The organism is Acetobacter nitrogenifigens DSM 23921 = NBRC 105050, assembly GCF_000429165.1.
Taxonomy (GTDB): Bacteria; Pseudomonadota; Alphaproteobacteria; order Acetobacterales; family Acetobacteraceae; genus Acetobacter; species Acetobacter nitrogenifigens.
Genome location: NZ_AUBI01000003.1, coordinates 46724 through 70160, shown reverse-complemented (window position 1 = coordinate 70160; position 23437 = coordinate 46724). Strand labels below are relative to the sequence as shown.

The window sequence follows — 23437 nt, the reverse complement described above, 5'->3', positions numbered from 1 at the left end:
TGACGTCGCACGGACTCGATATGCCGTGCGACTACTGCATATTGCTAAACGTTCAGTAAACCATGCTCAGTTCGCCCAGGAACATACGGCCTGCAGACGGCGTAACGCGGTTAGAGAAGAGGCTCTGATAATTCAGGTGATTGGCGAGGTTGTAACCGTTCATTGAAATTTTCCAGTGTTCGTTGAAACGGTGAGAAATGACGGCGCTGAAATCAAGATTTGCTGGCGCGCGCACGGTATTGGCCGCATTGAGCCACACATGCTGACGCCACGTCACGCCCCCGCCGACCATGAAATTATACGGCTTGTTGGAAAACGCGTTATAAGCGGTCCAGAACGTCGCCTGATTATGGGGAACATACTGGACGTTCTTGCCCCGATTGGCGGCAGTGGCTGATGATGTCGTGTCGCTGTCGTACAGCGCATATGTCGCCGTCACGTTCCAGCCCGGCAGGATAACGCCCCCGGCAGAAAGCTCGAGCCCCTGGTTGCGCTGCCTGTCCGAGGAACTTTCAATTTGACCTGTCACAGGATCCGCATTGAGAGCATTCCCTTTATCCAGACGGAACAATGAAGCCGTGAAGCCCATACGATCATGGAACAGGCTGTACTTCGCGCCAACCTCGTAAAGCTGCGCCTTTTCCGGGCTGGCGAAGGAATTCGTACCCGGGCGGATCGGAACGGAGCCGTTGGTGACGTACATACCCATGGGCGTGGTCGAGCTGGCCCACGTAAAGTAATAGGTCTGATGGCTGTCCGGGGTGGCGATCAGGCTTACGTTGGGATTGAATACGCCGCTGACGTCATGAAAATGCTTGTCGGGATATTTTGAGACATCTCCTCCGGTGACATTGTACGTAGTCTGCCACCGATCCCAACGAAAACCGCCTTTAAGCGAAAGCCAGTCGGTGAACCAGATCTGGTCAAACAGAAATAATCCGGTGTCAAAGCCGTAGCCGTTGCTGTTGGCCTTCGCGCCGATTCCGCCCAAATTGACTAATCCGCCGGGGTTGGAATCGCCCGATACAAGGTCAAGATTTCCTACATAAGGATTAGGATTGACCAGGCTCGCATAGGGTTTGGCCTTCAGATATGTCGACTGCTCACGTCGATCGCTGACACGCTCGAGATCAAAACCCGCCACGAGTTGGTGTTTCAAGAATCCAGTTCTGAAATTCGCGACCATTGAAGCGACATTTTGAACGGACCAGCTCTGTTGCTGGTAAGGAAGAGGCGCCATATACGTGCCCGCGCCAGCTCCGTTACCGGCGCCGTTGGGGCCTGAACGCGCGACAAGAGCGCTGGCCGCATTCCCATCAAAATAATTATCTACGCAGGTCGTGTCGCAAGTCGCTTTCGACGCAGCAAAGGTACGGTAGTATTGGCCGCCCCGAAGATCATCATAAAACGTAATGTGATCATTTAATTTGTAGGTAAAGCGAGCCGTCTCCATATTGTCATTTGTTGCATTCTGATCATTGCTCGTTCCATAAAAATTCGTTCTGCGAATACCATATGCCGTGATCGGTTGGCCGTAGGCCGCTCCAGGCTTCGTGACGACCGGAACGCCGAAATCCGGAATCGAGTTTTCCGACTGATGCATATACTGCAATACAAGCGTCGCACGTTTACCCAATCCAAAGGCGATGGAAGGCGCCACGCCCCAACGGTGCGAGTAGATATAATCGCGGCCAACGACGTTGTGTTCGTCGCCCATGCCTGAAAGCTGGAAAGCCGTGGAATCGTTTATCTTCTGGTTGACATCCAGCGTTCCCCGATAATAACTACCCGACCCTCCGGAGAACTCTGCGGCGTAACGGTTCGCCAGCGTGGGCGACTTCGTGATCATATTAATGGCGCCGCCAGTAGTGCCGTTGCCGAACACCTCCGACGAAGGTCCCTTTATGACGGACACCGTTTCAAGGTTAAATGAATCCCTTGAATATACGCCAAAATCCCTCAATCCATCTTCATAGATATCGTTCTGGGCCTGAAAACCCCTGATCAGAAACTGATCGCCGTTCATTCCACCGGCGCCTTCGCCGATCGATGATGTCACGCCGGGCACGTTGCGAAGCGCCTCATCCAAAGATTTCACGTTCTGCTGGCGCATCAGTTCCTGCGGCACCACGTCGATCGTCTGAGCCGTATGAAGCACGTCCTGCGGCATTCTGGACAGACCGAGATTCTGATGCATGGTGTTGAAACCATGTCCTTTGACAGTCAGATTCTCCACATCCCCGCTCTCAAAATTTCGTCCGGGAGTGGGCGTTTTCTGATTTTTCCTGTCGTACAGCTTGTCGGCGGGAACATCTTCCCGCTCAGCGGCGCCGATGGTGTCTGAAGCATTAGCATGGCTCAGGGCAAACAGAGTTCCCGCGACAGACAACGGCGCGACGCAACGTCGGATTAAATCACTCATCGGAAACTCGGCCCTCTCCTTGGAACTCGCACAAAACACCTACGAGGCAATGTTTCTGAATGTGACTTACGTCACGGCGCCGAAGATGTAAATGCGAATTGATCGCATAAAATGACTTAAGAGCTGTTCGCCCCCATCACCCGTGCATCAGGTTCCGCGCTCGATAAATCAAAAAACACAACGAAAATACGGTTGCGTTCGAGAGGATCAAGTCGGGAAAATTCAACGCCGCCCTTCGATGGAATAACGAGAATTCTAGTCATTCATAAAAAATATATCGAATTACAACCGCACACGATGACGATTAGCGAACCATGAAGCATACCGGCAGCCGCGTAAGACTCACACCTGTTTCAATTACACAAGCCGCATGCGGCGGCTGGAACGATCATGCGTTCCAGCCGCCGTCAGATTCTCCGCATTGCAATTTTTTCGATATACAGAAAATCATATTCGACCGAAATGAGCTGCTCTCAACAAGTGCCCGTAGTGCAGCTTCACGCAAGCTCAGATCGAAAGCGCCCTCGCTACGGCCGTCGCCACATCCTTACGCAGACGCACTACCCCTCCATGGCCGTCCGGGTGCACACGGTTGGTTAAGAGAGTCACAAAACAATCATTTTTTGGATCAACCCACAGAGACGTTCCGGTAAATCCGGTATGACCGAAAGACTCTTGCGAAAACCGTTCACCACGCGCAGTCGCGTAATGCGACGAGATATCCCACCCGAACCCGCGCTGTTCGGCGCGCCCGGCGGGTTGCTGTGGCGTGGTCATCATCAGCAATGTCGCTCGCGCGAGCGGGAAACGGCTGTCACGCCCGGCGCGACGATCGAGCAGCGCCGTGGCGTATGTGGCCACATCCGTCGCCGTCGAGAACAGCCCTGCATGTCCAGCGTAGCCGCCCATCCGGCGCGCCGTCGGATCATGCACGACCCCGCGCAACATGACGCCGTGTTCGTCGAACTGGGTCGGCGCCACCCTTGCGCGCGTCGACGCCCCCGGCAAAAAGGCCGAGTCCTTCATCCCCAGCGGCGTCAGAATATGCGTCGCGGCGTAATCTGGAAGCGTTCTGCCGCTGATGCGTTCGACAAGAAAACCCAATGCTATGAAATTGATGTCGCTGTAAACGAACGTCTCGCCGGGCGGATGGATCGGCGTTGCTGCGACGACCCGGCGCCATGCCTGCGCCCGCCCCGACCACGGCCGGTCGAGCGCGAGATCGGGCGGCAGGCCGGAATAATGCGTCAGCAACAGCCTCAGCGTGATCGCCGCCTTTCGGTTGGCGGCGAAATCCGGCAAGTAGCGGGCGAGCGGCTGGTCGACGTCCAACCTGCCCTGCTCGACAAGTTGCATGACCGCCAGAGCTGTGATCATGGGTTTGGTGAGGGACGCCATGTCGAACACGGTGTCCCAGGTCATCAGCTCAGCGACTGGCGTGACGGCGCGGCGACCGAACACGGCGCTGTGCACGATGCGACCGGACCGCCCCACCGCCAGCACCGCGCCAGGACATGCGCCCGTGGCGATCGCGTCGCGCACTGCGGCGTCCGCCGCCGCGAACGACGGTTCGGGAGCAAACAGCGGCGTCTCACGCACGCGGGACACACAACCTGCAAGCAGCGCTCCGGACGTCAGCAGGCCGACCGTACGCAGCGCCAGACGGCGCTCCTGATTCACTGCGCGCTCCATCACGAATGGTCCGAAATCTTGCGCGGATGCAGATCCTGAGCGTCAAAGCTGAAATCCGATCCTAAAAGCCGCATCTTCATTCCTGTAATTTTACCTTCGACATCGCGCTCGAACTGCACGTAGCAATCGTCCTCTCCATCCTGACCGCGAATGTCCCAACGCGCGACAAACAGATCGTGCGGCAGGGCCGATAATGTTCCCGCCAACCCATCAGCTTTCGAGAATGTCAGCCGCAGGTCTCCTCCACGCCTTGTGACGAAAATATCGCCGCGCCAGTCGTCGCGATAGGCGCCGAGATACTCTCGCTGTTCATCCTGCGAAAGTTGATGAAAAGGCCGAGCGGGAGAGCCGGGACCGCGGGCCGACGCCTGCTCAGCGTTCGCCGCTTTCTTCGCGTCCTCTTCCCTTTTCCAATGCCCGATCCAGTCGTCGCTTCCGCCCTTCACAACGTAGGAACTCAGGGTCGTCGCTATTGAATAGGTTGCGTTGTGATCGTCGTGATTGGTCAGAACGACAATCGCGGTCCCGAGTTCGGGCAGGAAATTCACATAGCTGACCATGCCGTTGATCGTGCCGGTGTGCCAGACGCGCCGTTGTCCGTAAAAATCTTCGATGAACCAGCCATATCCGTAAGCCCGGAAATGCGTTTTCGTCGCCTCCGCCGTATCAGGCAGCGGCAGCAAAGCGTGCGGCGCCCAGACCTCATCGCGTCGGGCGCGGCTGAAGATCGTCTTGCCCTCCGGCGTAACGCCGCCGTTGAGATAGATCTGCGCCCAGCGACTAACGCCATCCGCACTGCACCACACGCCGCCAGCAGGCGCCACGGCGGGCAGACGCAATCCTTCGCGTACGGGCAAGGGGCCGCCTTCCCCCTGCCCGGTCGCGACGTCGGCCTCGTCCCGGGTCGGCGGCGTGCTCTGACATGCGGGCAGGCCCGCAGCGTCGATCAGACGCGACTGCAAAAACTCTTCCCAGCTTTGCCCACTCACGCGTTCGATCACGGCGCCCGCAACGACGTAAAGCAGGTTGTTATAGGCGTATGTAGTCCTGAACGGAGCGGTGAACGGCATATAGGGCAACGCCGCGAGGACCTCCCTGCGGGTGAACGTGCTATGGGAAAACAGCATGAGATCGCCCGTCCCCAGCCCCATGCCACTGTGATGGGTCAGCAGGTCGGAAATCCGAAAATCGCGTGTGATCCATGGATCCGATACGCGAAATTCAGGCAAATGATCGATAACGCGGTCGTCCCATCGCAACTTGCCCTCGTCGACCAGCACGGAAAGCGCCGTGGTTGTGAATTCCTTGCTGTTGGAACCGATCGCGAAGAGGGTACGGGCGTCCACCGCCGGACTTGCCCTGTCTTCTGCACGACGCCCATAGCCGCGGGTGAAGACGATCTTGCCATCATGCACAATGCCAATGGCGATTCCGGGAACGTCGAACGCCTGTCGCGTACGTTCGACCGTCGTGTCGATGATTGCCGCAGTCAAACCCGGGGGAAGCCCCGCCTGCCCGGTCGCGGCATGCGTAGGCGCGGCAGTGGCGCAGGGTGCACCCGCTGTCACTGCGACGGCCAAAAGCTCTCTGGAACGGAGATTCACCCACTGAAAAAACGAATTTGTTTTCATGTTGAGTTTTACGACCGCCCCTCAAACGTCACGATTCCGAAAAGATAGAGCATGAAACCACGCGGTCGCCCATCGCGAAACGCGGCTGTCTCTCTATTTTCGGCATTCATGTCGGTAGCGGTTGGGCGTGGCGGCAAACAGGCCGTGTCAGACGGCACGCACAGCCACACGCGTCAAGCTGCCTGCAGTCCGCAGTAACCGACGTTGCCGTGATTGCATTGCGCCCTTCTCGCCCCAGTCTATAGCTGCTGCATCCGCAGGCGAGACTTCGGGGCGCGCTGCATGTGTTCTTCCCGCTGACAAATGGTGGCATCTCCCTCCCAAGTTGAAGGGAGGGCCGCCGCACTCAAACGGGTTGAGACCGCCTGCATCAAGGCGGTTCGCGCGCAATCTGGCAGTCGCCATACGCCGGATCGAAAAAATCCGGACGTATGGCGGCTCTACCGGCGCTTAGCGCTCAGGCGCGACGCAGATCGGGAGGCGTTGCTTCCTGAGCCAGCACATCGGCGGCTTCGGCGAGAGACAGCACCTGCTGCTCCGCCCCACCAAGACGGCGCATGGCGACCGTCCGGGCCTCGGCTTCCTTACGGCCGACCACCAGGATGACCGGAACGCGCGCAAGACTGTGCTCGCGGATCTTCGCGTTGATCTTCTCGTTACGGACATCCGCTTCAACGACGAGACCGGCCTTGCGCAGCGTCTCCACGACTTCGAGCGCATAGGGTTCGGCGTCCGAGACGATGGACGCCACGACAACCTGCGTCGGCGCCAGCCAGAGCGGGAACTTGCCTGCATGTTGCTCGATCAGGATTCCGATGAATCGCTCGAACGAACCCAGAATGGCGCGATGCAGCATCACCGGACGATGGCGCGCGCTGTCCTCTCCGACGTAGGATGCGTCCAGACGCTCCGGAAGCACCATATCCACCTGCAACGTGCCGCACTGCCAGTCACGGCCGATTGCATCGCGCAACACGAACTCCAGCTTCGGGCCGTAGAAGGCGCCTTCGCCCGGGTTATGCTCGTATTCTACGCCCGCGATGCGGCAGGCGTCGATCAGCGCGCTCTGCGCCCTCTCCCACGCCTCGTCCGACCCGGCGCTTGCTTCCGGCCGGTCGGCGTATTTCACCCGGAACTGCTCGAACCCGAGATCGCGATAAACGTCGGCGAGCATCGCGACGAAGCGGACCGTCTCATCGGCGATCTGGGCTTCGGTGCAGAAAATGTGCCCGTCGTCCTGCGTGAATCCGCGCACGCGCATGATGCCGTGGAGCGCGCCAGAGGGTTCATAACGGTGACAGCCGCCGAATTCCGCCATACGCAGCGGCAATTCGCGGTAGGAGCGCAAGCCATGGCGGAAAATCTGCACATGGCACGGGCAGTTCATCGGCTTGAGGGCGAGGGTCTTGTCCTCGTCCTCGACCGTCGCGATGAACATGTGGTGGCGATATTTGTCCCAATGACCCGAAGCTTCCCACAGCGAGCGGTCGACAAGTTGCGGGGTGCGCACCTCGTCATACCCGGCGCGGACCTGGGCGCGGCGCATGTAATCCTGCAATACGGTGTACAGACGCCAGCCCTTCGCGTGCCAGAACACCTGCCCGACGGCTTCTTCCTGAATATGGAAGAGATCCATCTCCTTGCCGATCCGGCGATGGTCACGACGCTCCGCTTCTTCAAGCTGCAGCAGATGAGCGTCCAGCTCCTTCTGATCGCGCCAGGCGGTGCCGTAGATGCGGGTCAGCATCGGGTTGCGATGGTCGCCGCGCCAGTAGGCGCCCGCCACCTTCATCAGCTTGAAGGCGTTCCCGACATCCGCCGTGCCGCGCAGATGCGGACCGCGGCACAGATCGAGCCATTCGCCCTGACGGTAGATCGAGATCTGCTCGTCCTCCGGCAGATCGCGGATCAGTTCAGCCTTGAAGCGCTCTCCGCGCGCCTCGAAAAACGCTATCGCCTCGTCACGGGGCCATACTTCGCGCACGAACGAAGCGTTCGCCGTAACAATCTCGCGCATCCGCGCTTCGATGGCGGCGAAATCGTCCGGCGTGAACGGTTCGTTGCGATAGAAATCGTAATAGAAGCCGTTTTCGATGGACGGGCCGATGGTGACCTGAGTGCCGGGATACAGAGACTGCACGGCCTCGGCCAGCACATGGGCGGCGTCATGGCGGATCATCTCCAGCGCGGCTTCGTCCTTGCGGGTCACGAAGCGGATCGCAGCGTCCGCTTCGACCGGCAGCGCCATGTCGCGCAGCTTTCCATCGACCTCGATAGCGAGCGCCGCCTTGGCGAGTCCCGGGCCGATCGACGCGGCGATCTCCGTGCCCGTCACCGGTCCGTCATAGCGGCGCACGGTTCCGTCGGGCAGGGTGATGGCAAGCATGGTTCAAGCTCCGGTACATGATTGAAACCCACGACGCATGACGCCGGGGGCCACTGTAATGGCGTCAGCCGAGGGCGGAGACAACCCTATCGACCGAAAGAGTCGCCATATCGTTTACGCGGATCACAGTGACCTGTCCCGGCCGCATGCCAAGAGGGGCGGTCAGGCCCGGATCGCTTTCCGAAGAAAATAGCGCGACGCAACGGGCCCCCATTGCAGCAGCAAGATGCATGGGACCGGTATCGTTGCCTATTGCGAGTGACGCTCGCGCCGCCAGACCGGCGAGATCGGGAAGGCTCGTCTTCCCGGTCAGATCGAGCGCCTCCGGGCAAGCCTCACGGATAACATGCGCCAGCGGAGCGTCGTCAGTTGAACCGACAATCACGGGCAGCACCCCCCTGTCCGCCAGCACACTAGCGGTACGGCCAAAACCTTGTGCGGCCCAGCGTTTTCCCGGTCGATGCGGCGCGGCGCCCGGTACGATCAGAGCATAATCGTCCTCGATCATTGGTCCGCGGGCCGCCAGCCAGTTCAGGTCGGGCGACGGAACGTCAGGCAAGCCCGCCATACGAAGCTGATCGCGCTGTCGCGTGCGGGTATGCATTTCATTACGAAATGGATTGGCGTGGAGCAGGCTCGCGCCGCGAGCAATACCCGACCACGGAGGACGTCCCGCCAGAGGGTAATACCAACTCGATCGATTGGACGTCTGCAGATCGTAGACCTGGTCGAATCCCCGTAACGCGACACGCAGGCGGTCCATTCCACGGCGATCGAACAATTTTGGGCGGGTGTCGATTTCGATTGCATCGAACCATGGGCTGGCGGCGGCGAGCTCAAGGAAAGGCCGCGTGCTCAGCAGCGTGATCGCCGCATCAGGATGATGCGCCCGGATCGCGGCGAAGGCGGGAAACGCCTGTACGAAATCGCCCAAGGCGCCCAGTTTGATGACCAGAATGCGCGCGGGCGCACTGGCGCATTGCACAGCCGTCACCACGAAAACATCTCAGGGCGCTGGTTTCAGCGACATATTGTCCGCGTCTCGACGCAGAGTCGGTGCCGCTGGAGAGCGCGAAACGGCAGTCGACGGCGGAGTGGTGGTTCGCACGGCAGACCCGACCGGCGCAGGCGAGGCAGTCGCTGGCGCTGAACTGGTCGGACCCAACGCCGTATCCGGGTCGGACGCCAGCAGCGTCAGATCCTGATTCGCAGAATCCCCCTCGTGCGTATCGGGAGCCAGTTCGACCACACGTTCCCAGTCCTGACGCGCCCCCAGACCGTCGCCCAGACGCTGCCGGATCACACCTCTCTCCAGCAATATAGATGGATCGTCCGGAGAAGCGGCGGCGGCGGCGGCGATATCGACGTGGGCCGCCCGCAATCTGCCGAGCATGCGCTCCGCCGTCGCGCGCAACAGGCGCGTATCCGGCAGGTTCGCAGCGTCGGACGGTATCGAGGAAACATCCGACAGGACTTCCTCGCTCCGCCCCAGCCGCAACAGGGCCCGATCGCGCACCAGACGCAGAGGCGTCGATGTCGGGGCGAGCCCTAGCCCGAAAGCCGCCGACGCTTCCGCTCGTGAAGGACGCCCCGCCGCGAGCCAGGCTCGCGCGGCGTCGGTGGCGGCAGCGGCCCTAGACGCGTCCGGATCGGTATCCACCGCCGCTGAGCCGCTGCGCGCCAGATCGTCGAGAATCGCTGCGGCGGCCGCAGGGTCGCCCATATTCACTTGCGCCAGAGCTTCGCAACGTTTCGCCGCCCGCTCACGCCCCGCGACGCGATGGGAGGCTATATAATCGGATGTCTGTTCCGGGTCGTCGTCCAGAAGGGCCGCGCATTCGGAGAAGACGAAGGGCGGCTGCGGCGCGTGCGATGGGCGAGCCGCCTGCGCCGGTTGGCCGCTCAGAGCGCCCAAAATAGGCAGAACCGCGAGCGAACGCGCAGCGCTCCCCCCGAAGGCGGGGAGACCGGTCACGCTCTGGCGGATCGGCGAAGAACAAACGGCCATGCCGCAATTGACCGCGTCCGCCGCCTTCCGGTCAAGCACGATCGCAGCGGGCCTCCCGCCGCGAGACGAAGAATCAATAAAGTGTTAACCCTTCACCGCACAGCGGATGCAGCACGCGCCAGAGCGTGCTAAGGATCGAACGTGATGACTGCCTCCGCTTATCGTCCTGTGATTCTGCAAGTACTTCCGTCGCTTGACGCAGGCGGCGTGGAACGGGGAGCCTTGGAGATGGTCGAAGCCATCGCTCAGGCTGGCGGAAGAGCTCTCGTGGCGAGCGCCGAAGGGCGACTCGTTCCACGGGTGGAATATTTAGGCGGACGCCACATCTCGCTCAGGCTCGGCGACAAGTCGCCTTTGGGCATTCTTCGCAACGCACGGCGGCTCAAGGCCCTCATCGCCGCCGAGGGCGTGACGCTTGTGCATGCGCGTTCACGCGCCCCTGCCTGGGCCGCGCGCCTCGCCTGCAGATCAACGAAGACGCATTTCGTGACGACATGGCACGGCGTTCACCATGAGAAATTTCCGGGCAAAAAAACCTACAACTCCGTTCTCGCATCAGGCGAACGGGTCATCGCCATCAGCGACTACATCGCCCAACGCCTGTCCCGCGACTACGGCGTCGGACCGGATCGCCTGCGTGTCATACCGCGCGGCGCAGACACCCGGCATTTCAATCCGGCGCTGGTTCGCGGCGACCGTATCCAGAACCTCGCCGAGGCATGGAACGTAGCCGCAGATCAGGCCGTCATTCTGATGCCCGGCCGCCTGACCGAATGGAAAGGACAGGCGTTGACGCTCGACGCGCTGGCGATCATGGCGCGGGAAAACTGGACTGACCGGAATTGGGTCTGCGTGTTCGTCGGCGACGGAGCCCGCGACAACGCATTCGCAGAGCGCCTCGGCGCCAAGGCGGCCTCGCTTGACCTGACCAACCGCGTGCGATTTGGCGGTCATTGTTCGGACATGGCTGCAGCCCTTGCTCTCGCTGAGGTCGCCGTTGTGCCCTCGCTCCGCCCGGAGCCGTTCGGCCGCGTGGTGGTCGAGGCGCAGGCTATGGCGCGTCCGGTCATCGTAGCGGCTCACGGCGCCGCCATGGAGACGGTGACGCACGGCGAAACCGGCTTGCTGTTCCCTCCGGGAGACGCCCGCGCCTTCGCGGAAATGCTGGCAGGCGCGCTGTCCGCAACGCCCGAGCAGCGCGCAGCGATGGGCGAGCACGCGCGTCAGAACGTTCTGGCGCACTACACGACCGAAACCATGCAGCGCGCAACGTTGGCGGTATACGACGAAATTCTTCGTTCACAATTTGTAGAGACGTGGGACGCCACGCTGTCGGGCGACGCCGGGAATCACACCAACATCGGCGTCGATGCGCGCGAGAACGTCGCAACGCCCGCCTTCACCACCCAGATCGTCCCCGGTCAGGTTTATTGACGTCGCCTGAAATCGGCGCGTTGATCACACAGCAGTCATCGTCGGCAGCGTAGTCGGCGAGGAACGATCGTCGGCACATGGCGTTCGGGGCATGGAGGTCGGGTCATGACAAAAACGGTCAAGCTCAAAAATGGCGTTGAAGTCCCGGCGCTCGGCATGGGTGCGTGGAACATGGGCGACGACCCCCTACGCCGCATAGAGGAAATCGAGAGCATTCGGACCGGGCTGGATCTCGGGCTGCGCGTCATAGACACGGCTGAAATGTATGGGAATGGACGGTCGGAAGACCTGGTGGGCGAGGCCATCCGGGGGCGTCGCAGCGACGTCTATCTTGTCACGAAGGTTCTACCCTCCAACGCATCGAAGCGCGGCGTCGCACAAAGTTGCCGCGCTTCTCTGGAACAACTCAGGACCGATTACATCGACCTCTACCTGCTGCACTGGCGTTCCTCGATCCCTTTGAACGAGACCATCGAAGGGTTCGAGCGCCTGCGCGAAGAGGGGCTGATCCGCGACTGGGGCGTCTCCAACTTCGACATCGACGACATGGGCGAACTTTTCAGCGTCGATCAGGGCGAAAAGTGCGTAAGCAACCAGATACTATACAGCCTCGACCACCGCGGCGTTGAGTTCGATCTTCTGGGTGAGGACGCGCAGCGCAACGTTGCGACGATGGCTTACTCCCCCATCGGTCAGGGCGGCATTCTTCTTCGCAATGAAACACTGGCCGATATCGCCAGAAAGCACACGACGTCGCTCGGACAGGCGACCCCTGCTCAGATTGCGCTGGCGTGGGTTCTGCGTCGTTCGAACGTCATCGCCATCCCGAAAGCTGCGACGGTGAGGCATCAGCGCCAGAACATCGCTGCGCAGGAAATAACACTGTCGGATGACGATCTTGCTGCTCTCGACACGGCGTTTCCGCCGCCCAGAAAAGCCGTGCCTCTGGAAATGATCTAAAGATATTTTGGCCTGATTAAGGATTCGGGTTTTCGACCGATGTCCGATCTCGATCTTGAGGGGTCAAAAGCCCCTTACTGCTCAGGCAAATATTTCCAGCAGGATGTCTTCACATAACCAATTGCTTCTTGATCCTTTTTTCCAAAAAAGAACAGGAGAAGACCGCAAACAGCGCCAGCCAAAGCGAAGACGCGCAGGATGCGCGCCAACCGAGCCCTCACCGACGCCACGTCACCTTTCGCCCCCACCCGGCTTCTCCCTCTCCAAGTTCAACGACATCGCGCATCGCCGATCAGGCGGCATCCCCAGCAACTCCTCCTGCGAGAGGATGTCGCGTAATCGTGCGGAAAGCCGATCTCGCGTCAGCGTCAAAAAACCAAAGCGCGAATAGAATGCCTCATTGAACGGCAGGTCACGAAAAGTCGTCAATGTGACGACCGATCGTCTGCGTAAAACGGCGAAGTCGATCACGTTTCGCATAAGGGCGGCGCCAACGCCCCTGCCCTGCGCGTCGAAACGCACCGACAATTCCTCCAGATGAAGGGCGTCGCCGACCTCGGTGGCGACAGCGAACCCCACCAGTTCGCGCGAAATTTCTGCGACCCAACTCGCCCCGGCGCGGATGGCTGCACGATGCTCGGCCTCCGACGTTACATCATCGGCGGCAATCCATTCCAACCCCGGAACCTGAAGAAACGCCTGTGCGGCTGATCGCTCGACATCGGGAAGCAACGGCGCATCTGTTTCGCGTCCGGCCCTCACCAGAAGACTTGAAGAGGCGGCATTCCAATCTGACAACGAAAAGCCTTCCTATGCAGATGCGGCGCGAGACCTTTTTCTGACAAGCCTGGACGCGCTGAGCACAGCCGCGAGCGCAGCACACGCGGCGGCGGCGTCAAGGCATTCGAGCCCGCCATTCGGCGCCGCAATCCGCAAGGTCGCCGCGACGGCGATCGCTCCCAGCGTCTGCCCGCCCTGCCGCGAAACCTGCACCATACCGCTCGCTCCGCCTTCCCGCCCCGCCGGCGCCCCGAACATCATCGCACGATTGTTCGGGACCTGAAACAGACCAAACCCGAAGGCCGCGACGAAAATGCGCGATCCGATTGAGAACGCTCCCGGATGATCCGGCAGTAACCGCAATGCGACGAAACCCACAGCCGTCAACAGCAAACCCGCGGAAGAAATTACGCTTGCAGGAACCCTGTCCGACAAACGCCGGGTCATCGTCGACGACGTTATGAGTCCGAACGCCCATGAGGTCATCAAAAGGCCTGTAGCCGTGGCGCTCCATCCATAATCCTGGTGCAGCGTAAACGGCATCGAGATTATAAAGAAATTCGATGCGACATAGCCGATCAAGCCGGTAAGAAATGCAACGCAAAACGCGGGAGCGCGAAGCAGGTCGACCGGCAGAATCGGGTGGGCGAGACCGGATTCACGTCGGGTCAGCGCCATCAACGCCGCACCTCCCGCCGCCAACAATATCAACTGCACAGACCAGTTCGCACCGTGAGCAAGGCCGTCAGCGCCCAGACCGAGCGCCGTGAAAGCGATCACGCACAGCAACGCCCCCAACGCGTCCGGCATGGAACCGTGAGCCGCCACACGCGGCAGCGACGCATAGCCGAGAAAGAGCGTCAGCGCGCCAAGAGGGATGTTGATCCAGAAAAGCCACGGCCACGTCGCCACCGCGAGCACCAGTCCGGCGACTGTCGGCCCCAGTGCGAGCCCGACGCCGACAATGACAGTGTTGAGCGCAAGGCCACGCCCCAGTTCCGCATGAGGATAGATAAACCGGATCAACGCAGTGTTCACGCTGAGAATACAGGCCCCTGCAAGGCCCTGCGCCGCGCGCGCGATCGACAGAAACAGCAGGCTTGTCGACATGGCGCATCCAACCGACGACGCCATGAACAGCACAACCCCGAACAGGCAAAGACGCGCGTAACCCACCCGTGCGCCCAGAGCCGCGAGCGGCAAAAGCGAGACGAAGCTCGCCAGTTGGTACGCGTTCACTACCCAGATCGAGGCCGAGGACGACGCCTGCAGATCCTGTGCGATTTCCGGCAGAGCGACATTGGCGATCGCGTAATCGAGGAGAGCCAGCAACAGGGAAAGCGAAACCGCGATCACGGCCTTTGCTCTTACGGCGGCGGGCAACCCATCTGCGACGACGGCCACTGAAACGACGGCGTTGGGCGTCTGGGCGGGCATGGGGTTCCGTTCGGCTGCAGTTTCTTTTTGACGGGGGATGACCCTGCATAATGCCTGGCGCCGAATATTCCTCGGCGTGAGTCACCAGCCCCGTTAACAGAGCGACATTCTCTGTGGCACGATACGGCGCAGAATGCATGTCATCAGATGGTGATCCGAAGAATGCGCCTGTTCCACCGACAACGACGCGCAATACAAACGACAACTCCGCGTCGTTTTCCGATCATGCTGCAGAAGCTGCTCGATCAGACAGCTCAGATAAGGACACTACAGTCAGACGATACGCGGTCGGAAATTTTCGGACCATCGTTCTGGGGTCGGATAAATACACTTCACCGTTCCGCCGTTAGTCCGTCTGATTCCTACGCCACTCCCTGCAGGCCTGGAGGCGGCGCGCCGGACCGAACCGTTTGAACAAATATTGAGAAAGAGCGCCAGCCTGCGCGCCGATATGGCTGCGACGGCAGGTCCGCTTTTGCGAGAGCCGCACAGCATGTCCTTCCCCTTCGTTTTCAAAAACCTTTCATCTCCTCAGATACGAATGTCGCGTGCGGTTTTTCGTCGCAGCTTTGGGAGGACGCTGACGCATGGCGCATGATCTCACCCTCAACAGCGCCGCCACGTTCGCAGCGAGCCCGGTTTCGACTTTCGGGCAGGCTCTGCAATCCGGAGGATCCGGAGTCTCCGCCGCCGCCCTGTTCTCGGCTGCCGGCGCGTCGCTGGAAGTCGAATGCGTCATTGAGTATACGACTGCTCCGTCAACCAATGCGATCATCGCGATGCAGGACTATCTTTTCGCGTTGGCCTTTACGTCAGCCGGAAAAATACAAGCGTGGATTGGCTATGTCGGCGGAACCAACGCGACCGTGACCAGCCCCGGCGCCTACGCTGACGGCAAGAGCCACCGCGTAGCCCTTATCTACAGCAACGCGACCATGCAGTTGCTGGTGGATGGCGCGGCCGTCGCCACTGCCGCCGTCTCATCCACGGTGCAGGCGGCCATGTCATGGACCAAGCAGGTTTTTGGCGTCGGCTTCTATCCGGGCTCAAGCAAGCCATACACAAATGCTGGCGTCATCGATGAAGTGGCGATCTTCTCTCCCACTCGGGACAGCGGCGCCTATACACCGACGACCAGCCCTTACACCGGCTCTGAATCTGGTCTCGTCGCGCTGTATCACCTCGATGGAGATGGAACTGATTCCGCCTCCGCCAGTGTCACAAGCGCACTCTCCGGTCCTTCGCGCGCACCGACAGGGAGCGCCAGCACATTCGTTCTGACACTTGGTAGCGCAGCCCTGACGTCTGCGGTCACATTCACGCCTTCCGATGCGGGCGCCGGCGGTGTGTTCTCACCGACCACGATCAGCATCGCCGTCGGCGCCACGACCGGTTCGTTTTCCTATACGCCTGCGGCAGCCGGCGCCGTTTCCCTGTCCACGACAAACAGCGGCGGCGTCATCAACCCGCCCGCGCTATCCCTCACAACATACGCCCCCCTTTCCTTGAGCGGCGTCGCGGCTACAGCGGGAAGCGCGTCAGTCACCATCGCCGCTACTGCGGCAATGACGGGCGGCGACGGGATCGCCTCAGGTTACGAATATCGACTGTATCGTGCGACCGCCGCTACAGGATTGCCGCCAACCAGCACGACGGCGACGCCGCTTTTCGCGTGGACCGGGCCGTCCGTCGGCGATCACAGCGCAGGCTGGACGCCTTCGTTCACCGATACGTCGGGAGCGACGGGCGCCACGTATTACTACGCCATCGAAGGCGCGGATCAATCGGGCGACGCTGCGTATTTCGCCACATCCTCGGTCGTCTATCCGCAAGGAGCGACGACCAGCACGACCTATTCATTGAGCGGCCCCAGCGCACTCACTGTCGGCCACTCCTCCACTTACACGCTGACGCCAAACGGCTCTACGGGACCGTCCGCCGATGTCGTCGTAACGCCCTCCTGGCAGTTGAGCGGCGTTTTCTCCCCTCTGACGGTGACGCTGCCCGCAGGTTCGACGGCCGCGCACACGTTCGCATTCACCCCTTCGGTGGCCGGGTCCGGCGCTCTCGGCGTCACAAACAACGGCGGTCTTCTCGATCCTGCGGCGCTTACTGTGACCGCCGCTGCGCCCAGCACGGAGGCGATCATAACGCCCGACAACGCAGCGATCACGTATTCACCCTATAACTGGCAGGTCGGTTCGCAGGTCGCGACCTCGGTCAACCCGGGCGCATATCTGAACTTCTGCTTCACCGGAACCAATTTGCAGATCGCATGCGACGTAACGCAAAATCTTGCGCCGTTCCCGCAGATTTGGGTGACAATCGACGGACAGGCGCCCCAGCTATTCACTGCCGCGGCGACCATCACGCCCATCATCCCCGCCGCGACTGCATCCTGGCCGGTCCATACGGTCGAGATTCAATTCAAGTCTGCGACATGCACCCAAAGCCGCTGGTCTCCGCAAAATACCAGCCTGAAAATCACTAGCTTCACGCTCGCCCTCGGTGCGACCGTCAGCTCAATGACCGCTTATACGAAAAACGTCCTGATCTACGGCGACAGCATCAGCGAAGGGTATCTGTCCATCTCGGCCGTTGGCAGTTCGACGGACGCCAGCGTTAGCGATTCCTCGCTCGCCTGGGCTTACAGGCAACGCGCGGCGCTCGGCGCGAATATTGGCGTCGTCGCATTCACCGGCTCTGGTTTGACAGTCACAGGGAACGGAAATGTTCCGCCGCTCACGACGACGTGGAACATGCTCTGGGGCGGGCAGCTCAGAAATTTCTCACCGGCTCCTGATCTGATCGTTCTCAACGAGGGGACGAACGATGGCGCAAAAAAAGCCACGGCGGCGGCTGTGCAGGCGGCCATGACGACCGTGCTGCAAAATCTTGTCGCCACGTGTCCTGCGACCCGTATCGTCGTCCTCCAACCATATCAGGGCCGCGCGACTTATATGACCGCCGATGAACTGGCCACCGTGACAACCGGACTGCAGGCCGCCGTTGCTGCAGTCAACAACGCGAACATAACTTTTGCGCCGACGACGGGGTGGTTCACTGCATCGATGCCATCCGCAGACGGAACCCACCCTCTGGGCATTTCAACCGCCGCGTCAATTGCGCCCCGCGCGGCGGCCACGCTCGCACCCGTGCTGACGTCGAGCGCTACACGCTCATTCTTTTATTACTGAAGTCGCAGCACAACCAAATTTCGCCAATCGAGCGCACCAGGTCTCATTCACGGTGGCTTACCGGGCGCGTCACGCGCCCGGTAAGCGACAACGGTCATTTACAGAAATTTTTTATTATATTTGATAGTATTATTATAAAATTTATTTTCTAAAACATAACAACGTCTCCATACCGCAATGCAAAAGCAGTGATATTTTCAGGTTTCGCATGCGTGGCGAACGCGACATGAATTGGCTATTTTTATAGACTTTTTTTGTCCAATCCGATGTTGTGGCGATCCAAAAAATGTGTCGAAAATCCACGCAAAATACGTGATCCATAAAATTATAATACATAAATATTTTTATCATAAGTGATACTTTTATCAATTCATATTCGGAAATATGCTCGAAAATAGCTAATTTTATTATCATCGGGTTGACTTGGGGACGTTTCGTATTCTCCACTTTGTTTCATCGTAGCGCACGAGCGGCTTTTCGTTACGGAACGACGCCTGACACCGATAATTTATCAGCAAAGGCAGGACATGACGGGCAATGCACGCTTCAACGGCCTGGACTGGTTACGCGGCGTCGCTGCTATCGCAGTTATGATATTTCACTATCAGATTGCAGACAGTTCGCACTGGACGCCACGCGGGTATCTCGCCGTAGATTTTTTCTTCGCGCTATCCGGCCTGGTGATGGGCGCTGCATATGAAAAACGCCTGAGCGCCGGGTTGGATTTGCCCGACTTCATGCTGAAGGTGCGCCTCCCCCGTCTCTACCCTCTGCTTCTTCTCTCGACATGCGCCGGTTGCGCCGCAGCATATCTTGCACATCGCCTTCCCACCTCGCCCGGTTTTTCATTTCTGTCGCAAATTTTTCTGATCCCGGCCGTGTCCGGAGGACGCACGCTCTACCCCTATGACATCGCGACCTGGTCGATCTTGTTCGAGTTATTCGCCAATATATGCCACGTACTGCTCTTAAGACGCATGGGGACTGCCGGTCTGACAGGCGTCATGGCCGCATCCGCTGTCGTGTTGGCCTTATGCAGCCATCATTTCGGAACGCTCGATCTCGGCGCCCGGACTACGACCGCCATCGGCGCAATCGCCCGAGTAGGCTATTCCTACACGGCTGGCGTGCTGATATGGCGTTTTCATAAGGAGCATCGCCTTCCGCGCATCCCGGGAGGGCTTGCCATCGCAACCGCAGGATTGCTCGCATGCCTGACGTGCCCCCTGACGCACCGGAGCGCAATCGACCTGTCCATGGACATGGGCGCGATCATATTTGGCTTTCCAGCACTCATCATTGCTGGCCTGGAAGCTATCAACTCAACCAGAGCAAACAGAATTTTTTCCTGGATGGGCGAAATGTCCTACCCGCTTTATCTGCTGCACGATCCGGTTCACGTCTGGTTTTCAGCGCAACTTGGCGCCACGCCTTCTGTCCAAATTGCCTTGGCGAGCGCCATTACCGCTATCTGCCTCTCATGGCTGTCACTCGTATTTTACGACATTCCAATTCGCACCGCCTTTCAGGCGAGCATCCGACGCCGCCAAAATCTACACAGAGAAAAATCTTCATCAATTACAATAAAATTTTGAAAAATCACTCCACCCCCAAACCAGACATTATTTTATTGCTTTCTTATCATTTTGATATCCATCAATACTTTTTAGAACGAACGCAGAAACGCCGACGGCAGACGCCCCCTCTGTAAATTTCGTAATGCACCACCAAGAAGCCGAACATTGGACGCCCGGGCGTCGCCAGTTAGACAAGTCCTGCCTCGGCACATCGGCCGGTTAAACAATACCGTTCAAATATCCGCAGAAGAGGACACGCTCTCGAACACCAGCATCTCGTGCCCGTCACGATCGAATTGCTCGACAACATGCATACCGATACCGCCAAGCACCTTACGCGATGCAATGTTGGTCTCACGCGCAATGGCTATCACGCGCTGCAGTCCGGAAGCATGCGCCTGCCGCAATGCCGCCGCCGCCGCCTCCCGCGCCAATCCACGCCCTCCGGCCCATGGATAGATCGAAAACCGCAACGCCATGCCCCGGCCATCCGGTCGTTCGTGAACACCTGTGATTCCGACGAGCTTTCCGTTTTCACGGACTGCGAACATGCCAGCGCCATGCTTGGCCCAACAAGCCACGTCAGAAGCCATTTCGGCTTCCGCCTGCTGCCTGTTACGCACGCCGCCGAGCATCATGGCGAACGCGCCGCCATCCGCCTTCAGACGCGCGATATCATCCATGTCGCGCCAAGATACCGGATCAAGCGTCAGACGCGCTGTCCGTAACGAACGCCCGGTCACGCCCAACCTCCCCGCACGCCGAAAGCGGCCCACGTCCGCATCAAGCGAAACGCCGGAGAGGCGCGGAGCATGAAGCCGTCCCTCCGCCCCTCAGGCGGCGCGGGTCTCAGCGCGCCAGCGGGCGATACTTGATGCGGCTGGGTTCGGTCGCGTCGGCGCCGAGGCGACGTCGCTTGTCCTCTTCGTAGGCCTGAAAATTTCCCTCGAACCATTCGACGTGGCTGTCGCCTTCGAAGGCCAGAATATGCGTCGCCAGACGGTCGAGGAACCAGCGATCATGGGTGATGATCACAGCGCAACCGGGGAACTCCGCCAACGCGTCTTCCAGCGCGCGCAGCGTATCGACGTCAAGATCGTTGGTCGGTTCGTCGAGCAGGATGACGTTGCTTTCCTTGCGCAACATCTTCGCCAGATGAACGCGGTTGCGCTCACCGCCCGAAAGAACACCGACCTTCTTTTGCTGATCCGCGCCCTTGAAGTTGAACGCGCCGGCATAGGCGCGCGACGCCACGGCGCGCTTGCCCAGATAGATCACGTCGGTGCCGCCGGAGATTTCCTCCCAGACAGTCTTGTTATCATCGAGGCTGTCACGCGACTGATCGACATAACCAAGCTTCACAGTGTCGCCGACCGTGAGCGAACCGCTATCCGGCTTGTCGTCGCCGGTGATCATCTTGAACAGCGTGGACTTACCCGCGCCGTTCGGGCCGATCACGCCGACGATGCCGCCCGGCGGCAGCTTGAAGCTCAGATCGTCGATCAGCAGACGGTTGCCAAAGCCCTTGCGCAGGTCCTCGGCCTCGATCACCACACCACCGAGACGCGGTCCAGGCGTGATGACGATATCGGCGACGCCGTTGGCCTTCTCGTTACTCTGCGCCAGCAGCTCTTCGTACTTCGTGATACGCGCCTTGCTCTTCGCCTGACGGGCCTTCGGGCTGGAGGAAATCCACTCCTGTTCGGCGGCGAGAGCGCGCTGGCGGGAGCTTTCTTCCTTCTCTTCCTGCGCCAGACGCTTACGCTTCTGGGTCAGCCAGGAAGAATAATTGCCTTCGAACGGATAGCCGCGGCCACGCTCGATTTCGAGAATCCAGTTGGTCACGTTGTCCAGGAAGTAGCGATCATGGGTGATGACCATGACGGTGCCTGTGTACTCGCGCAGCGTCTTTTCCAGCCACGCGACGCTTTCGGCGTCCAGATGGTTGGTCGGTTCGTCGAGCAGCAGGATGTCGGGCTTTTCCAGCAGCAGGCGACACAGCGCGACACGGCGGCGTTCACCGCCTGAAAGCTTGTCGACCGGGCTGTCGGCCGGCGGGCAACGCAACGCATCGAGCGCGATGTCGAGCCTGCGGTCAAGCTCCCAGCCGTCTTCAGCGTCGATCTTTTCCTGAAGCTCAGCCTGCTCGGCGAGGAGAGCGTTCATCTCCTCGTCTTCCATTGGCTCGGCGAACTTCATCGAAATCTCGTTGAAGCGGTCGACCGCCTTCTTCAGATCGCCGAAACCCTGCGCCGCATTCTCGCCGACCGTAAGGTTCGGATCGAGCTTAGGCTCCTGCTCCAGATAGCCGACCTTCACGCCCTCTGCCGCCCAGGCCTCGCCACCATATTCCTTGTCGATCCCGGCCATGATCTTCAGCAGGGTCGACTTACCGGCGCCGTTCACGCCCAGCACGCCAATCTTGACGCCCGGCAGGAAGGACAGGGTGATGCCCTTGAAGACCTCACGCCCGCCCGGATAGGACTTCGTCAGGTCCTTCATCACATAGACATATTGATAAGCCGCCATGGGACGAACTCCTGAGAAGGGGACCAGAGGGACCGCGCCTGGACGTAAAGTTAATACGGCAGGTCGGACATGCGCCTGCGCCCGGCAGGACTTGAACCCGCAACCAAGCCGTTATGAGCGGCCCGCTCTAACCAATTGAGCTACGGGCGCGCAGGCGGCCCCTGATTCGCTCAACCCGAAGCATTTTGCAAGACGCAACCCGCACATGGCGCCCGCTTGGCAACGAGAAACAGCGCGGATAGGGTCTGCGGGCCGATTTTCAGGCCACAAATTCTTCTCACGGAGCGACCCATGGACGTCTCGAAACTCTCCCCCGGCAAGGACGTGCCGAACGACATCAACGTCGTGATCGAGATCCCTCAGGGTTCGTCGGTCAAATACGAGATCGACAAGGAGAGCGGCGCGCTGTTCGTCGATCGCTTCCTGTTCACGCCGATGGCCTACCCTGCGGCCTATGGCTTCATTCCCGGCACGCTGGCGGCCGACGGCGATCCGGCCGACGCCATGGTCCTAACGCCGCAGGCCGTCGTTCCGGGCAGCGTGATCCGCGCACGTCCGATCGGCGTGCTGCTGATGGAGGACGAGGCCGGGCAGGACGAGAAGATCCTTTGCGTGCCGCACGACAAGATCCACCCGCAGTTCTCGAAGGTCGAGAAGATCGAGGATCTGCCCGAAATCACCGTGAAGGCCATCGAGCACTTCTTCACGCGCTACAAGGATCTGGAAAAGGGCAAGTGGGTAAAAGTCACCGGCTGGGGCGACAAGGAGCGCGCCGGAGAACTGATCAAGGCCGCGCTCGAAGCCGCAAAAAAATAATTCAGGAAAACAGCCGAAAAAACAGCGGGGCGGCGCTTGCATGGCGCCGCCCCGCTTTCTTTTAGCTGCTGGCGCGTCTGCTTCGTTCGGCCCTATGGTGAGATCGCGTTTCCGTTACGGAAGCCTGCCCTGAACCAGCAAGGAGAGCGGCTCCCCATGACTCCGCCGGACATGACGGCTCACGCCGTCGGCACATTCACCGTCGATCTCCGTCCAGAAGCCGAGTTCGACCGGCTGTTCAGCCGCCTTTCGTTTACCAAACGCTTTCAGGGCGACCTCGAAGGCGCATCCTCCGGCGGCATGTTCGGCGCTCGCACGGACACGCCCGGCTCCGCAGGCTATGTCGCGATGGAGCGAATTTCGGGACGGCTGAACGGACGGGAAGGCACATTCGCGCTGCAGCATTCCGGAACGCTGACCCGCGGGCGCGCCGAGAGCAGCGTCACCGTCGTGCCCGACTCCGGGACCGGCGACCTGACCGGCCTGTACGGTTCGATGACGATCGATCAGTCGGACGGCTCTCACCGCTACAGCTTCGATTACGGGTTCAATTACGAGACAGAGTGAC

Annotated in this window: 16 protein-coding genes and 1 tRNA gene; 6 read left to right on the top strand and 11 right to left on the bottom strand. The window is 60.1% G+C overall.

The genetic code is table 11. The features are described 5' to 3' along the window. Positions 1–52: 52 nt before the first annotated feature. The 6 genes from G442_RS0105135 to G442_RS20965 form a co-directional block, all read right to left on the bottom strand. Complete coding sequence (locus G442_RS0105135; protein WP_371863409.1) at positions 53–2422, bottom strand: TonB-dependent receptor; 2370 nt, start codon at positions 2420–2422, stop codon at positions 53–55. Positions 2423–2929: 507 nt separating this feature from the next. Then, positions 2930–4114: a serine hydrolase domain-containing protein gene (locus G442_RS0105130; protein WP_084440376.1), complete on the bottom strand. Its 1185-nt coding sequence runs from the start codon at positions 4112–4114 to the stop codon at positions 2930–2932. Next, positions 4114–5682, bottom strand: a complete 1569-nt coding sequence (locus tag G442_RS0105125; RefSeq protein WP_246789338.1) for a serine hydrolase — start codon at positions 5680–5682, stop codon at positions 4114–4116. Before G442_RS0105125 ends, G442_RS0105130 begins: the two co-directional genes overlap by 1 nt. Positions 5683–6202: 520 nt before the next feature. Next, complete coding sequence (gene thrS / locus G442_RS0105115; RefSeq protein ID WP_026397118.1) at positions 6203–8131, bottom strand: threonine--tRNA ligase; 1929 nt, start codon at positions 8129–8131, stop codon at positions 6203–6205. Positions 8132–8195: 64 nt separating this feature from the next. Then, complete coding sequence (locus G442_RS0105110; protein WP_174766891.1) at positions 8196–9128, bottom strand: glycosyltransferase family 9 protein; 933 nt, start codon at positions 9126–9128, stop codon at positions 8196–8198. A 9-nt stretch (positions 9129–9137) separates the two neighbouring features. Further along, positions 9138–10178: a tetratricopeptide repeat protein gene (locus tag G442_RS20965; protein WP_051291949.1), complete on the bottom strand. Its 1041-nt coding sequence runs from the start codon at positions 10176–10178 to the stop codon at positions 9138–9140. Positions 10179–10283: 105 nt separating this feature from the next. Here G442_RS20965 and G442_RS20960 point away from each other — a divergent pair, with 105 nt between their 5' ends. Continuing rightward, entirely contained in the window at positions 10284–11573 is a 1290-nt protein-coding gene (locus G442_RS20960; protein ID WP_084440375.1) for a glycosyltransferase family 4 protein, read from the top strand. Positions 11574–11678: 105 nt separating this feature from the next. Then, complete coding sequence (locus G442_RS0105095) at positions 11679–12533, top strand: aldo/keto reductase (protein WP_026397116.1); 855 nt, start codon at positions 11679–11681, stop codon at positions 12531–12533. Between the two features lie 231 nt (positions 12534–12764). Here the strand turns inward: G442_RS0105095 and G442_RS0105085 are convergent, their stop codons facing one another. Both G442_RS0105085 and G442_RS0105080 read right to left on the bottom strand, forming a co-directional pair. Continuing rightward, positions 12765–13331: a GNAT family N-acetyltransferase gene (locus tag G442_RS0105085; RefSeq protein WP_026397115.1), complete on the bottom strand. Its 567-nt coding sequence runs from the start codon at positions 13329–13331 to the stop codon at positions 12765–12767. Between the two features lie 12 nt (positions 13332–13343). Next, positions 13344–14750 carry an MFS transporter gene (locus G442_RS0105080; protein WP_051291947.1) on the bottom strand — a complete coding sequence of 469 codons (1407 nt, stop codon included), beginning with the start codon at positions 14748–14750 and terminating at the stop codon, positions 13344–13346. Between the two features lie 587 nt (positions 14751–15337). Here G442_RS0105080 and G442_RS23855 point away from each other — a divergent pair. Continuing rightward, the gene (locus tag G442_RS23855; protein WP_051291946.1) at positions 15338–17947 is read left to right on the top strand and encodes a GDSL-type esterase/lipase family protein; all 2610 of its coding nucleotides are present in this window, start codon (positions 15338–15340) and stop codon (positions 17945–17947) included. Between the two features lie 527 nt (positions 17948–18474). Then, positions 18475–19542, top strand: a complete 1068-nt coding sequence (locus G442_RS0105070; protein ID WP_026397113.1) for an acyltransferase family protein — start codon at positions 18475–18477, stop codon at positions 19540–19542. Between the two features lie 215 nt (positions 19543–19757). On the opposite strand, the gene G442_RS0105065 is transcribed toward G442_RS0105070, so the two are convergent. The 3 genes from G442_RS0105065 to G442_RS0105055 all read right to left on the bottom strand — a co-directional run bounded on the left by G442_RS0105065 (position 19758) and on the right by G442_RS0105055 (position 22203). Then, positions 19758–20267 (bottom strand): GNAT family N-acetyltransferase, encoded by a 510-nt coding sequence (locus tag G442_RS0105065; protein ID WP_026397112.1) that lies wholly within the window; start codon positions 20265–20267, stop codon positions 19758–19760. Between the two features lie 106 nt (positions 20268–20373). Further along, complete coding sequence (gene ettA, locus G442_RS0105060) at positions 20374–22053, bottom strand: energy-dependent translational throttle protein EttA (RefSeq protein WP_026397111.1); 1680 nt, start codon at positions 22051–22053, stop codon at positions 20374–20376. A 76-nt stretch (positions 22054–22129) separates the two neighbouring features. Then, a tRNA-Ile gene (locus G442_RS0105055) sits at positions 22130–22203 on the bottom strand. A 141-nt stretch (positions 22204–22344) separates the two neighbouring features. On the opposite strand from G442_RS0105055, the gene ppa reads away from it, so the two are divergent. Both ppa and G442_RS0105045 read left to right on the top strand, forming a co-directional pair. Next, positions 22345–22869: an inorganic diphosphatase gene (ppa, locus tag G442_RS0105050; protein ID WP_026397110.1), complete on the top strand. Its 525-nt coding sequence runs from the start codon at positions 22345–22347 to the stop codon at positions 22867–22869. Between the two features lie 156 nt (positions 22870–23025). After that, positions 23026–23436, top strand: a complete 411-nt coding sequence (locus G442_RS0105045; protein ID WP_211229117.1) for a DUF3224 domain-containing protein — start codon at positions 23026–23028, stop codon at positions 23434–23436. Position 23437 lies beyond the last annotated feature (1 nt).